Origin of the sequence: Streptomyces boetiae, assembly GCF_031845405.1 — a bacterium.
GTDB classification, from domain to species: domain Bacteria; phylum Actinomycetota; class Actinomycetes; order Streptomycetales; family Streptomycetaceae; genus Streptomyces; species Streptomyces boetiae.
Genome location: NZ_JAVREN010000014.1, coordinates 84449 through 96782, shown reverse-complemented (window position 1 = coordinate 96782; position 12334 = coordinate 84449). Strand labels below are relative to the sequence as shown.

Annotated in this window: 13 protein-coding genes and 2 pseudogenes; 6 read left to right on the top strand and 9 right to left on the bottom strand. The window is 73.0% G+C overall.

The window, feature by feature from the left end; genetic code table 11:
- Nucleotides 1–10: 10 nt before the first annotated feature.
- From RM780_RS12325 to RM780_RS12315, 3 genes are all read right to left on the bottom strand, one after another.
- A complete protein-coding gene (locus tag RM780_RS12325) occupies nt 11–538 on the bottom strand; it encodes a DUF6879 family protein (protein WP_311630692.1) in 528 nt (175 codons plus the stop codon).
- Nucleotides 507–773 carry a hypothetical protein gene (locus RM780_RS12320; protein ID WP_311630691.1) on the bottom strand — a complete coding sequence of 89 codons (267 nt, stop codon included), beginning with the start codon at nt 771–773 and terminating at the stop codon, nt 507–509. The genes RM780_RS12325 and RM780_RS12320 overlap by 32 nt, the downstream gene beginning before the upstream one ends.
- Nucleotides 774–1026: 253 nt before the next feature.
- Nucleotides 1027–2187, bottom strand: a complete 1161-nt coding sequence (locus tag RM780_RS12315; RefSeq protein WP_311630690.1) for a hypothetical protein — start codon at nt 2185–2187, stop codon at nt 1027–1029.
- A gap of 474 nt (nt 2188–2661) precedes the next feature.
- Here RM780_RS12315 and RM780_RS12310 point away from each other — a divergent pair, with 474 nt between their 5' ends.
- Nucleotides 2662–3144, top strand: a complete 483-nt coding sequence (locus RM780_RS12310) for a roadblock/LC7 domain-containing protein (protein WP_311630689.1) — start codon at nt 2662–2664, stop codon at nt 3142–3144.
- Between the two features lie 291 nt (nt 3145–3435).
- Here RM780_RS12310 and RM780_RS12305 read toward each other — a convergent pair.
- Nucleotides 3436–4040, bottom strand: a pseudogene (locus RM780_RS12305) (Uma2 family endonuclease).
- A 42-nt stretch (nt 4041–4082) separates the two neighbouring features.
- Nucleotides 4083–4460 carry an MFS transporter gene (locus tag RM780_RS12300; RefSeq protein ID WP_311630716.1) on the bottom strand — a complete coding sequence of 126 codons (378 nt, stop codon included), beginning with the start codon at nt 4458–4460 and terminating at the stop codon, nt 4083–4085.
- Between the two features lie 64 nt (nt 4461–4524).
- Between RM780_RS12300 and RM780_RS12295 the strand changes: the two are divergent.
- The 3 genes and pseudogenes from RM780_RS12295 to RM780_RS12285 form a co-directional block, all read left to right on the top strand.
- Nucleotides 4525–4788: pseudogene (locus RM780_RS12295) on the top strand (DUF933 domain-containing protein); the annotation flags it as partial.
- A gap of 65 nt (nt 4789–4853) precedes the next feature.
- Nucleotides 4854–5135, top strand: a complete 282-nt coding sequence (locus tag RM780_RS12290) for a type II toxin-antitoxin system Phd/YefM family antitoxin (RefSeq protein ID WP_311630688.1) — start codon at nt 4854–4856, stop codon at nt 5133–5135.
- Nucleotides 5132–5386: a Txe/YoeB family addiction module toxin gene (locus RM780_RS12285; protein WP_311630687.1), complete on the top strand. Its 255-nt coding sequence runs from the start codon at nt 5132–5134 to the stop codon at nt 5384–5386. Before RM780_RS12290 ends, RM780_RS12285 begins: the two co-directional genes overlap by 4 nt.
- A gap of 20 nt (nt 5387–5406) precedes the next feature.
- Here the strand turns inward: RM780_RS12285 and RM780_RS12280 are convergent, their stop codons facing one another.
- Complete coding sequence (locus tag RM780_RS12280; RefSeq protein WP_311630686.1) at nt 5407–6639, bottom strand: MFS transporter; 1233 nt, start codon at nt 6637–6639, stop codon at nt 5407–5409.
- Nucleotides 6640–6744: 105 nt separating this feature from the next.
- Between RM780_RS12280 and RM780_RS12275 the strand changes: the two genes are divergently transcribed.
- Nucleotides 6745–7221: a limonene-1,2-epoxide hydrolase family protein gene (locus RM780_RS12275; RefSeq protein ID WP_311630685.1), complete on the top strand. Its 477-nt coding sequence runs from the start codon at nt 6745–6747 to the stop codon at nt 7219–7221.
- A gap of 69 nt (nt 7222–7290) precedes the next feature.
- Here the strand turns inward: RM780_RS12275 and RM780_RS12270 are convergent, their stop codons facing one another.
- On the bottom strand, nt 7291–8229 hold the full coding sequence (locus RM780_RS12270) for a cation diffusion facilitator family transporter (protein WP_311630684.1): 939 nt from the start codon (nt 8227–8229) through the stop codon (nt 7291–7293).
- A 253-nt stretch (nt 8230–8482) separates the two neighbouring features.
- Here RM780_RS12270 and RM780_RS12265 point away from each other — a divergent pair, with 253 nt between their 5' ends.
- Entirely contained in the window at nt 8483–9235 is a 753-nt protein-coding gene (locus RM780_RS12265) for a GntR family transcriptional regulator (protein WP_311630683.1), read from the top strand.
- Nucleotides 9236–9478: 243 nt separating this feature from the next.
- Here RM780_RS12265 and RM780_RS12260 read toward each other — a convergent pair whose 3' ends face one another.
- Both RM780_RS12260 and RM780_RS12255 read right to left on the bottom strand, forming a co-directional pair.
- A complete protein-coding gene (locus RM780_RS12260; protein WP_311630682.1) occupies nt 9479–11986 on the bottom strand; it encodes a SpoIIE family protein phosphatase in 2508 nt (835 codons plus the stop codon).
- A gap of 72 nt (nt 11987–12058) precedes the next feature.
- Nucleotides 12059–12262: an SPOR domain-containing protein gene (locus tag RM780_RS12255; protein ID WP_311630681.1), complete on the bottom strand. Its 204-nt coding sequence runs from the start codon at nt 12260–12262 to the stop codon at nt 12059–12061.
- Nucleotides 12263–12334: the final 72 nt, after the last annotated feature.

Below are 12334 nucleotides of genomic sequence, written 5' to 3'. Positions count from 1 at the left end.
GTGCGCGGGATCAGACGGTGAACTTCTCGTGGTCGATGCCGCGTTCCCACACAGCCTCGAACGCGGCGACGACCATCTTCACCACGTCGGGGTCCTCGTTGAACTCATGTCCTGCCCAGTCGCCGTCCCCGGTGAACCAGTGGAACATCACCCGCCGGTCGTCGATCAGCCACAGGTCGTTTCCGGGAAGGGCGATGTCGGAGGCGAGACGACGCGGGAGCCAGCGGACCTGCTCACCAACGGCGACGTTGACCGCGGTCAGGGCGTGCTCCCACCGGATGTAATCGGTCACCGGCTCGGACACGATCCGGGCCCGGCGCATCTGGACGCCCCTGGCGACCGTCTCGCGCACCAGCGGGGTCCAGCCCTGCCAGAACGGCGAATCGGGGTCGAGGTCGGTCCGGCCGGTCCGAAGGAACTCCTCGAAGCTGTCCTTCTCGTCGCCGACGCTGTAGACGTCGCGCATCTCCAGGTGGACGGCGGTGCGCTGGGCGCACCGCAGCAGCTCAGCGAAGTCCGGCACGCCGTTCTGCGACATCACACGCCTCCCTCAGAATCGGCGCCATGCGGGCCGGGACGCGGATCACGGTCTCGTGCGCCGGAATTCCCGTGTCGTGTCCGGCGACCCACTCCGTCTCGCCCACCTGGGCCTTGAGCAGCTTGTCGGCTTCCTCGCCCTGGAGGACGAGGTCGGCGGTCTCCTCGTCCACCCACACGGTCGGCGAGCCGCCTCCGGTGGTCTCAGGGTCGATTCCCACGAACTCTAGGGCCATGGTGCCCTCCCGTTCCAAGTCGGTTGCGGGGTCTTGCGGTGCGACGTTCTCCGAGCGGGTGGGCCGGGTCAAGGCAACGAAGCTCTTCGTGTATCAAAATGGCTCTGTACTGGGCAATTTTGTCTATGGACATCGGTGTATGCGGCTTGCCCGGGCTGCGGCCAGTGCCCGAGGGCGGCAGGGGCACGGAGTCGCGCGGTCGGCATGTCCGCGGTGGACCGCGGCCGTTGCTCTTGTCGCGGTGGCAGGAAAGTCATGCGGTAATGCCGCGGAGTTCCTCGCCGAAGGCCGTGACATGGGCGGAGGTCGGGTACCGGCGCAGAAGGCCGCCACGGAGCTGGTCGGCGCGGTCGCGGACGGCCTGGACCAAGCGGACATCGGACAGGGCGCGCCGGGCGGTGCCCATGGCTTCGTCGGGCTCGCCGAGCCCTGCCTGAGCCAGAGCGAGGTCGAGCTGAGCGATGGCCAGGCGCGTTGGGGCCAGCCCGGGACCGGCAGTGCCGCGGTAGTGGCCGATGGCTTCCTGCGCTGATCGAGAGGCGCGTCGGTAGTCGCCGAGCCAGATGGAGGAGGAGGCGTCGAAGGAGGAGAAACGGACAGCGTCCACCGCGAAGAGTCCAGTGCCATGCAGGGGGACGCGTTCGCGGTAGCCATCGGCCCGGACAGCCGCCTCGGCGAAGCCGTCGCGATCGCCGATGCGGGCGCGAACGCGAGCGAGCTGTGCCGAGAGGCGGATGGCCGCGTTGCTGTTCCGGGGGGCGATGGCCAGGCCGCGCGTGGCCGCCGAAAGGGCGACCAGGGGCTGGTCGGCGTAAAGAGCATCGGTGCACGCGGCATCGTCCGCCCAGGCACACACCTCCGGCGCGTCAGCCTCCTGTCCGTGGTGCCAGGCGTCATCGCAGAGGGCGGCGACCAGATCCCGCCGGCCCAGGTCATGGGCGACCCAGGCCAGGAGGACGGAGAGCATTCCGGCGTGGCGGAACAGCTCGCGGCCCTGGCGCAGGGTGTGGCGGGCGGCGAGCATGACGGCGGCCTGGTGCCGCAGCGTGGCGGCCACTGGCCATAGCTCTTCCGGGGTCCAGGCGGAGTAGGCGGAGCCGAGGCGGTGCACCTCGATCTCCAGCGCTTCGATGTCCCGGGGGGCCAGCGCGCTGATCGACACGTGCCGCGTGTACGCGTGCACGCTCTCCGCTCGCGCGGACTCCGGTGAGAACAACGGCGTCATGGCCGTCCCACCGATCAGGGCGAGGGCATTGCGTCGTTTCGTAGGATCACCTTCTCCGCTCGGGGTTGCCGTCGACGGCGCGGTCGGTCCCTCAAGGCGGCCAGTGGCCGGCGGCTTCGGAAGGGGCCGCATTCCCGGAGGTGTGAAGCCGATTTCGGTGAGATCCTTCCCGAAGTACTCCTCCAGCACGGCACGGTTGTCGCCGCGCGGCCATGGCGGGTGCGCCGACTCCCACCTGCGGTACTGCCGCACTGTCAAGTCATAGACGTGCGGAAGTCGGCCCTCGCGGTGCATGCGGTTCCCGCACGCTTTGAGTCGTTCGACCATTTCCTGCTGTGTCAGCCGCCCTCTCAGGTGCGGCAGATGATTCCTCTGGCCGGCCACGGGATCTCTTCCGTTTCAGGACTTCGGCCCAGCGTAACCGCCGGTTCGCGGTGCGCGACAGTCCGGGGATTGACCGGGGGCCGTCAAAAGTCCTGCGGACGCTTCGAATGTCCTCCGCCAAGACCTCGCCGGACCCCCGGGCCACCGACTTCACTTGCGAACTCCTAGGCAGCCGACGGCCGGACCTGCTGACAGCTCGCGGATTGGGCGTCGGCGTTCACCGCCGGACGGGTCGGCCGCCAAGGTCCCGATATCTGAACACGCAGGGAAGTGAGCGCAATGGCGAAAGGCATGCTGGGCATCGGCGAGGCCGTGGTCCCCGGCTCCGACGACGAGGCGGCGTGGTGCCGCACGCTGCGGGACGCGGTGGCCGGGCTGGTGCCTCAGGCGGTGGAGATGGTCCTGCTGAGCCGGGACGGCCTTGCCCGATGCGGTTTCGGGCCCTGCGGCCGGAAGGAAGTCGAGCACTACGCCGCGGCCGGTTCCGCGGTGGCCGGTCTGGCCCGCCAGCTGTCGCGGCCGGGACCGGGCGGCGGGGACGTCCACCACATCGAGGTGCGCACCCCCGAGGGCTGGGTGGTACTGGCGCCGCTCGGACAGGAGGTGCTCCTGGTCGTCCTCCCCCGGACGGACAGCGGCGGGCAGCCGGGGGCGTCGGCGGTCGGCGACATCGCCCGCCTGGCCACCTCTCTGGAACGTCAGCGCGCGGCGTCCCGGCCGGCCGCCGCAGGGTTCGCTCGGCAGGAAGCGAGGCCCGCATGACGCATGCTGCTTGGGAATCGGCGGGAGGTGGCCGGTCGGGGCGTGGCGGCAGTCCGTCGACCGGCACGATCACGGACCACGTGACGGTGGACGCTTCCACCGTTCGTTGCGGGGATCATCTGCTGTTCGGCGGACAGGTGTTCGTCGTTCGCGACATGGCCGCTCTCCCGGGCGGTGGGAAGCGCCTGGCCTTTCACTCGGGCGAGGTCTTCACGATGCGTTCCTCAACCGTTCTGTGGGCCTCCCGCAGGCGCCCCCTCCGGCGCGGTTGACGCCGGGCGCGGAACGGTCTCAGCTCCCGCCGGCGTGCCCCGGTTCGCGGGGGCCGGGTGGGGCGAGTTCGGTGAGGTCGAGGGTGATCTCGAAGGGGACGGGGCGGCGGAGCCAGTCGCGGAAGATGCCGGCGGGGGCGTAGGAGCGGGTCGGGCCGTCCAGCTCGTAGGCGTGGACCAACGGGAGGCGGTCCTCGTCCTCGATGCACCAGTAGTGGGGGATTCCCGCCTCGGCATACTTGCGCAGCTTGACCGTGCGGTCGCGGTGCGCGGACTCGGGGGAAACGACCTCGACGACGAGCAGCATGTCCTCGGGGGCGTACCAGGTGCGGTCCGGTTCGTAAGGCGCGCTGGTCGCCAGGAGATCCGGCTCCGGGCGGTTGCGCTCGTCGAGGCGGATGGTCATCCCCTGCTCGACCTCGATGCCCGCCGGCGCCTGCCCCTTGAGCGTGGTGGTCAGGGCGGTGAGCAGACGGCTCTCCCGACACCGCCGCGGCGACATCATGGAGACGAGGGCTCCGTCGATCAGTTCGGTGTGACGTGGCGCCTCCGGGAGGCGGTCCAAGTCCTCCGCGAACCGCCCTCCGGGCGGGGCGGGCGCATCCAGTCGGGGAGTTCGGCCATGGTTCAACGCTATCGACCGGGCGGGCGCGGGCTCACCGCTCGTCACGTCCTGGTGCGGGGCGGGATCAGGGCCATCGTCGTCGCGCCCAGGAGGGCGGGGAGGGCGAAGGCGTAGAAGGCGGCGTCGGGGGTGGTGAAGAGGGTGGTGGTCAGGGTGAGGTAGCTGGGGCCGGCGACCGAGCCGAAGCGGCCTGTGCCGAGGGTGAAGCCGAGGGCCGTGCCGCGCAGGCGCGGGGGGTAGTAGCGGGCCACGTAGGCGTTGATCAGGTTCTGGGTGCCGAGCGTGCCGAGGCCGGCCAGGGCGCACAGGGACAGCAGCAGCCAGCGCGGCTGGTGCGTGGTCAGGGCCAGCATCGCGACGGCCGCGCCGAGGAAGAGCAGGGCGATGCCGGACCTCTGGTGCCCGCGGTCGGCGGCCAGGGAGAGCAGGAGCGTGCCGCCGATGGCCCCGGCGTTGAAGGCGATGGTGAACTCCAGCGCCGAGCTGAGCCTCCAGACCTACCTCACCGCGGGCCCCAAGGAGGCCCGCGCCTGGACCATCAAGAAGGGCGCCACCGCCCCCGAGGCCGCCGGAGTCATCCACACCGACTTCCGACAGGGCTTCATCAAGGCCGAGGTCATCTCCTTCGACGACCTCCTCGCCACCGGCTCCGTCGCAGAGGCCCGAGCCCAGGGCAAGGCCCGCATGGAGGGCAAGGACTACGTGATGCGCGACGGGGACGTGGTGGAGTTCCGCTTCAACGTGTGACCGTTCGATTCACCTGCCCCCCGGTGGTACGTTATGTGGTACCAGTCCTGGAGGGAGTTCCGTCGATGTCGATCACGGCCAGCGAGGCGCGCAAGGCTCTCTTCCCGCTGATCAAGAAGGTCAACGACGATCACGAGGCCATTGAGATCGTCTCCAAGCACGGGAACGCCGTACTCGTCTCGGCTGAGGACTACGCCGCCCTGCGCGAAGGCTCCTACCTGTTGCGCTCGCCGGCGAACGCCCGCCGGCTGCTCAAGGCGTACGAGAACGCGCTCGGTGGCGTGGGGCTCTCCGAACGGGGGCTCATCGATCCCGACGCGCCGGGTGCCGAGAACGATGCCGCGTGAGGCTCGTCCTCGAAGAGGGCGGCTGGGAGGACTACACGTCCTGGCTCAACAACGACCGCAAGATGCTCGCCCGGATCAACAAGCTCATCGAGGACGTCCTGCGGGACCCGTTCACCGGGATCGGCAAGCCCGAGCCGCTGAAGTACCACCTGCCCGGGGCTTGGTCGCGGCGGATCGATGACGAACATCGCCTCGTCTATCTCGTCACGGACCGGGAGATCATCATCCTGGCGGCCCGCTACCACTACTGATCCCCGGCCGTGGTGTGTTGTCACGTCCGGGCGCGGGGCGGGATCAGGGCCATCGTCGTCGCACCCAGGAGGGCCGGGAGGGCGAAGGCGTAGAAGGCGGCGTCGGGGGTGGTGAAGAGGGCGGTGACCAGGGTGAGGTAGCTGGGGCCGGCGACCGAGCCGAAGCGGCCTGTGCCGAGGGTGAAGCCGAGGGCCGTGCCGCGCAGGCGCGGGGGGTAGTAGCGGGCGACGTAGGCGTTGATCAGGTTCTGGGTGCCGAGCGTGCCGAGGCCGGCCAGGGCGCACAGGGACAGCAGCAGCCAGCGCGGCTGGTGCGTGGTGAGGGCCAGCATCGCGACGGCCGCGCCGAGGAAGAGCAGGGCGATGCCGGACCTCTGGTGGCCGCGGTCGGCGGCCAGGGAGAGCAGGAGTGTGCCGCCGATGGCCCCGGCGTTGAAGGCGATGGTGAACTCCAGCGCCGAGCCGAGGTCGTAGCCCGCGCGGATGAGGAGGGTGGGCAGCCAGGAGCTGGCCCCGTAGATGAGGACCAGGCCGAGGAAGGAGGCCAGGCAGAACGCCAGGGTCGCCCGCCGCCGCGCCGGGGCGAACAGGGCCGCCCGGGCGTCCGTGACCTCCAGGGCCTCGGGTGGCGTGGCGAGGTCGGGCGCCGTCGCGTGTGGCGGGGGCGTCTTGGGCAGCAGCTTCGCGTAGAGCGGGACGAGGATCAGGGGCAGCACCCCGGCCGCGAAGAGCCACTGGAAGTGCGTCTCGGGCAGGGCCACTCGCCCGGCGCAGGCGACGGCCACGCCGCCGAGGCCGATGCCCGACAGGGCGATCCCGGCGTGCAGGCTGCGGCGGTGGGGCGGGGCCCAGTCCACGACGAGGGCGATGACCAGCGGGATCAGCGCGCCCAGGCCCAGGCCCGTGAGGAAGCGGCTGGCCGCGAAGAGGAAGAGGCTGGGGGCCAGGGCGCTCAGCAGCATGCACGCCGACATCCAGCCCAGGGCCGCCGCGATCGGCACCCGGCGGCCGAGCGCGTCGCTGACCCGGCCCGCGAGGAAGGTCCCCACCGGCATGCCCAGCGCGGTGATGCTGCCGAGGGTGCCGATCGTCGCGGTGCTGACGTCCCAGGACTCGTACGCGACGAGCGCCGGGCCGGCCGTTCCCAGCACGAACAGGTCGTAGCCGTCGATGAACAGCACCAGCACCGCCAGGACCAGCACGGTCACCCCGTGCCGCCGACCAGGTGCCGCCGCGTCCGGTGGGCGTTCCATGCCCTCGCTCCCTTCCGCCGCGGCGCAAGGGCCGCGGACCGCGGCCGGTGCCGCATTATCATGAACGGCGTCGGGGGGCCGAAGGCACGGCGCGGGAGAGGTGACATGTCCGGACCCGGGCAGGAGCGCCAGGAGGACCGGGACGACCCCGTGCGGGTCGTGACCGCCTTTCTCGAAGCGCTGGAGGAGCTGGACGCGGACCGGGCGCTGACGTTCCTCGCGCCCGGGGTGCTCTACCAGAACGTCTCGCTGCCCTCGGTGCGCGGCAGGCGGGCCGTGGGGCGGGTGCTGCGGCTGCTGGCCAGGACGTGCACGGACTTCGAGGCCCGCGTGCACCGCGTGGCGGGGAACGGGCCGGTGGTGCTGACCGAGCGGACCGACGTGCTGGTCTTCGGGGCGTTCCGGGCGCGGTTCTGGGTGTGCGGGATCTTCGAGGTCCACGACGGGCGGATCACGCTGTGGCGCGACTACTTCGACTGGCTGGCCCTGCTGCGCGGCGCCGCCGGCGGGGCGTTGCGCGCCGCGGTGATCCCCGCCCGCAGGGCGCGCGCCGCCCGGGCGGCGCGAGCGGTACGCGCCTGAGGGGCAACGGCCGCCGCGGCGCGGGGCGTTCGGCCCGGGAAGGGTGAACGGCCCCGCGCGGGGCGTTCGTTACGGCGTCGCCTCGGCCGGGGCCGGCTGCTCGCGGTAGATGTCGGGCTCCAGGTAGATGGCGCGGGCGATCGGCTCGGCCTCGCGGATGCGGGCCTCCGCCGCGTCGATGGCGGCGGCCACGGTGGCCGCGTCGTCCCCGGCGCGCACCGCGATCTTGGCGGCCACCAGCAGCTCCTCGGGGCCCAGGTGCAGCGTCTTCATGTGGATGACGCGGGTGACGGACTCCCCGTCCACCAGGGCGTCGCGGATCTTCGCGACCGACTCCTTGCTGCCGGCCTCGCCCAGCAGCAGCGACTTCGTCTCGGCCGCCAGCACCAGGGCGATGGCCACCAGCAGGATGCCGATGCACAGCGTGCCCACGCCGTCCCACACCCCGTCCCCGGTGGCCAGGGCCAGCCCCACGCCGCCCAGCGCGAGCACCAGGCCGACCAGCGCGCCGAGGTCCTCCAGCAGCACGACGGGCAGCTCGGGCGCCTTGGCCGTGCGCACGAACTGTGACCAGGACTGGCTGCCGCGCAGGACGTTGGACTCCTTGATGGCGGTGCGGAACGAGATCGTCTCCGCGATGATCGCGAAGACCAGCACGCCCACCGGCCAGTACCAGTGCTCGATCTCGTGCGGATGGCGGATCTTCTCCACGCCCTCGTAGAGGGCGAAGACGCCGCCGACCGAGAAGAGCACCACCGAGACCAGGAAGGCGTAGACGTAGCGCTCCCGCCCGTACCCGAAGGGGTGTTCCTCGCTCGCCTCCCGCTTGGCCCGCTTGCCGCCGAGCAGCAGCAGGGCCTGGTTGCCGGAGTCCGCCACCGAGTGCACGCCCTCGGCGAGCATGGAGGACGATCCGCTGAACGCCGCCGCCGTGAACTTGCTCACCGCGATGGCGAGATTCGCGCACAACGCGGCGACGATCGCCTTGGTTCCGCCTGACGCGCTCATGCCCGCTCGCTGTCCTTCCCTCGTGCCGGCCGCACCGGCCCCTCCGGCTCTCCGGCGGCACATTGTGTCAGGCGTACGCCACGCGCTCAGCCGAACGCCCATGGCGGGCGCGCTCGTCGGGCGCGCGGGGGCGCGTACGCCTTCCGTCATCACTTCGGGTGAAACCGTGGCCGTGTGTTGCGGGTGACAACCCTCTGTTGCCAAGCTGTTGCCCAGTGTCAGCGTGAGACGGGAGCATCCGTGGGAGGGGCTTGTGCCGTTCGGTGAGCAGCCCGCGTACCTCCGCGTGGCCGACGACCTCCGGCAGCAGATCGCCGACGGCACCCTGCCGCCGCACACCCGGCTGCCCTCGCAGGCGTCCATCCGCGCCCGGTACGGCGTGTCCGACACCGTCGCGCTGGAGGCGCGCAAGGTGCTGATGGCCGAGGGGCTGGTGGAGGGGCGCTCCGGCTCGGGGACGTACGTCCGGGAGCGCCCGGCGCCCCGCGCGCTGGCCCGCAGCGGCTTCCGCACGGTGGGCGAGGGCTCGCCCTTCCGGCAGGAGCAGGCGGACGAGCGGGTGGTGGGCACCTGGGAGGGGCACAGCGAGCGGGTCGGGGCGCCGGGGCCCGTGGCCGAGCGGCTGCGCATCGAGGCCGACGACCCCGTGATGTGCACGCACTACGTCTTCCGGATCGGCGGCGAGCCCGCGATGGTCTCCACCTCCTGGGAGCCCCTGCGGATCACCGGGCGCACGCCCGTGATGCTGCCCGAGCAGGGCCCGCTGGCGGGCCGGGGCGTGGTGGAGCGGATGGCCGCCATCGACATCGTGGTGGACAACGTCGCGGAGGAGGTCGGCGCCCGCCCCGCGCTGGCCACGGAGGCGCGGGTGCTGGGCGGCCTGGCCGGGCACGTGGTGCTGGTGATCTCCCGGACCTTCCAGGCCGGCGGGGTTCCGGTGGAGACCGCCGACGTGGTCGTCCCCGCGGATCGCTTCCGCGTGGCGTACCACCTGCCGGTGCGCTGAACGGCCGGGCGAACGCCCGACGCCCGCACGCCCCGCGTCCGAACGCCCAACGCCCCGCTTCCGCATGCCCGCTCGCGCCCCGCACCGGCCCCAGTCCCCACTCCCGGGTGGGCCTGGTCCCGCCCTTTCCCCGGTGGTGCCGGGTACCCCCGTTCCGCCGCCTGTGCCCCTCGTTCCCGCCCCTCGCGCTCCGTAGCGTCGAGGACATCGGGCCGTCCGCACCGGGCGCCGCCGCGGACGGCCCTAACCCGGGAGGCCGAGTTCGAACCACACGGTCTTTCCTGCCGGCACCCGGCGGCTGCCCCACCGCCGGGACTCCCGGGCCACCAGGGGCAGGCCACGGCCGCCCTCGTCCTCGGGGGCGGCCGTGCGTTCGCGCGGCGGCGCCGGGTCGGGGTCGGTGACCTCCACGAGCAGGGTCGGGCCGTGCACCATCCGCAGCCCGACGGGGCCGCGGGCGTGGCGCACGGCGTTGGTCACCAGCTCGCTCACCAGCAGTTCGGCGCGGTCGGCCAGCGCGGTCAGGCCCCAGTCCCGCAGCGTCTCGCGGACCTGGTGGCGTGCCTCGCGCACCATGTGCCGCTCGGCGGGGAAGGCGCGGGTCATCACCCGCTCCGCGGGCAGCCGGCCCAGCCGGACGGCCAGCAGCGCCAGGTCGTCGGAGTCGTGGGCCGGGACCTCGGGGCGCAGCGCCCCCACGATCTCGTCGCACAGGGCCTCAAGGGGACTGTCGTGGGCGGCCGTCGCGCCCGCCGCGCGGGCCAGCAGGCGGCGCAGCCGTTCCAGGCCCCCGGCGATGCTCTCGCCGCGGGTCTCCACCAGGCCGTCGGTGTAGAGGACCAGCAGGCTGCCCTCGGCCACCTCCACGCGCCGCTCCTCGAACCGGACGTCCTCGAGGCCCAGCGGAACCCCGGCCGGGAGGTCCACCTGCCGCGCCTCCCACCGGCCCCCGCCGTCCTCCCGGGTGGCGAGCATCGGCGGCAGGTGCCCCGCCCCGGCCATCGTGCACACGCGGGTGGCGGGGTCGTAGACGGCGTAGACGCAGGTGGCCATCAGCGGGTCGGGGTGCGGGGCGATGTCGGTGCCGATGTCGTTGAGGCGGCGCAGGAGTTCGGCGGGGGAGAGGTCGAGCCCGGCCAGGGTGCGCACCGCCGTCCGAAGCTGGCCCATCACCGCGGCGGCCCGCATCCCGTGGCCGGTGGCGTCTCCGATGACCAGCGCCACCCGTCCCCCGGCCAGCGGGATCACGTCGAACCAGTCCCCGCCGATCTCCGCGCCCGAGCTGCTGGGCACGTACCGGTGGCCGACCTCCACGCCCGGCACGGTGGGCAGCTCCCGCGGCAGCAGGCTGCGCTGGAGCATCAGCGCGCCCTCCCGCTCGCGCACGTACAGCCGGACGTTGTCCAGCGTGATCCCGGCCCGGGTGCTCAGCGCGGCGGCCAGCGTCAGGTCGTCCCGGTCGAACGCCGCGCGCCGCCCCGCCCGGCTGACCACCAGCAGCCCCAGCACGGTTCCGCGGGCGCGCAGCGGGATCGTCAGCATCGAGTGGATGCCCAGGCGGCGGGTGGCCTCCGCCCGGGGGTGGCCGGGAGGGGTGGCGGCCAGGATCTCGTCGGGGGACCGGGCCAGGTGCGGAACGCCGGTGGCCAGCACCGTGCCGAGGATCGAGCCCGGCGGGTGGACCGCGCGGCTGCCGTACCGGAAGATCTCCTTCACCTCGGGCCCGCCGCGGGTGGTCGCCACGCCCAGCTGGATCAGCTGCGCGCCGGGCACCTCCCCGGCATCGGGCGGCTCGCCGCCGGTGGCGACCGCGGTCGTCAGCTGCACGCTGCAGAAGTCGCCGAACCGGGGCACCAGCGCGTCCGCCAGGGCCTCGCAGACGCGGCCCACGTCCAGCAGGTCGCCCAGCGCGGTGCCCACGTCGTCCAGCAGGGTCAGGCGCTGCCGGGCCCGCTCGGTCCTCGCCAGGGCCTCGCGGCGCTCGGTGATGTCCATCACGGTGCAGCCGAGGCCGGCCGTCTCCCCGGCGCGGTCGGTGAGCGGGCCGACCGAGACGGAGTGGGCGCCGCGCCCGTCCGGCGAGGCGGTGACCAGGTCGGTGACGGAACGCCCGGTGCGCAGCACGTGGCGCTGGAGCCGGTGGATCTCCTGGGACACCGGCGGGGGCAGCGCGTCCAGCACCGTGCGGCCGATGAGGGCGTGCGCCGGGGTGCCGTGCAGCGCGGCCAGGGCACGGTTGACGCGGGTGTAGCGCAGGTCGCGGTCGAAGAGGGCGATACCCAGGGGCGAGGCGGTGAACAGGGCGTCCAGCGCGGCGAGATCCTGCTCCACCGCGCCCGTCCGTCCGGCCGCCACCAGGTGCACCAGGGTCAGGGGCCGCCCGTCCGGGCCGGCGATCCGTGCGGCGCGGCCCTCCAGGGGCACCGGCCCGCCGTCCGCGTGCCGCAGCTCCAGCGCGCCGGCCCAGCGTTCGCGCCCCACGTCCCCGGCGAGGCCCGTCAGCTCCGCGAGCGCCCCGGCGCTCTCGCCGGGACCGTCCGCGGCCAGGTCCGCCAGCCGGCGGCCGGTCACCGTTTCCGGGGCCCTGCCCAGGAGCCCGGCGAGTGCCGGGTCGCAGGCCACGACCTTCCCGTTTCCGCCCAGCAGCAGCCCGCCGATGTCCAGGGCGTCCAGGAGCGGACGCCGGGAGGGCGCGTCCGGGGGACCGGCTCGCCCGGAGGAGCCGGTTCGGCCGGGAGGGTCTGTGCGCACGCGAGTCCCCCTCGGATACAGGGCGGAAAATCCCTTATACCCGATTCTGCGGTAATTCGGCCGCCCCTAGCCCTAGTGCCGCCGCGCCCCGCTCTGCGGCTCGACGCGCTCCACCACGTACCGCGCGCCCTCGTCCGCGGAGCCCGCGGCGCCCCGGAGCAGGCGCTGGATGAGCCGCTGGGCCTCGGCGCGGGTGGCGCAGTGGCCTATGCGGTAGCGGCTGCCGTTCTCGTCCTCGCGGACCACCTGCCACGGCTGGAGGCTGCTGCTGTTCATCCCGTCTCACCCCCCCTTCGCATATGCCAGACGATACGCCAGCGGTCATGCCGCGAACAGGCATCACCCGAC

Bases quoted from the DNA above. Each gene is read 5' to 3' on its own strand.
- RM780_RS12325 (WP_311630692.1), bottom strand. From the start codon at position 538: ATGTCGCAGAACGGCGTGCCGGACTTCGCTGAGCTGCTGCGGTGCGCC.
- RM780_RS12320 (WP_311630691.1), bottom strand. From the start codon at position 773: ATGGCCCTAGAGTTCGTGGGAATCGACCCTGAGACCACCGGAGGCGGC.
- RM780_RS12310 (WP_311630689.1), top strand. From the start codon at position 2,662: ATGGCGAAAGGCATGCTGGGCATCGGCGAGGCCGTGGTCCCCGGCTCC.
- RM780_RS12290 (WP_311630688.1), top strand. From the start codon at position 4,854: ATGTCGATCACGGCCAGCGAGGCGCGCAAGGCTCTCTTCCCGCTGATC.
- RM780_RS12280 (WP_311630686.1), bottom strand. From the start codon at position 6,639: ATGGAACGCCCACCGGACGCGGCGGCACCTGGTCGGCGGCACGGGGTG.
- RM780_RS12275 (WP_311630685.1), top strand. From the start codon at position 6,745: ATGTCCGGACCCGGGCAGGAGCGCCAGGAGGACCGGGACGACCCCGTG.
- RM780_RS12270 (WP_311630684.1), bottom strand. From the start codon at position 8,229: ATGAGCGCGTCAGGCGGAACCAAGGCGATCGTCGCCGCGTTGTGCGCG.
- RM780_RS12255 (WP_311630681.1), bottom strand. From the start codon at position 12,262: ATGAACAGCAGCAGCCTCCAGCCGTGGCAGGTGGTCCGCGAGGACGAG.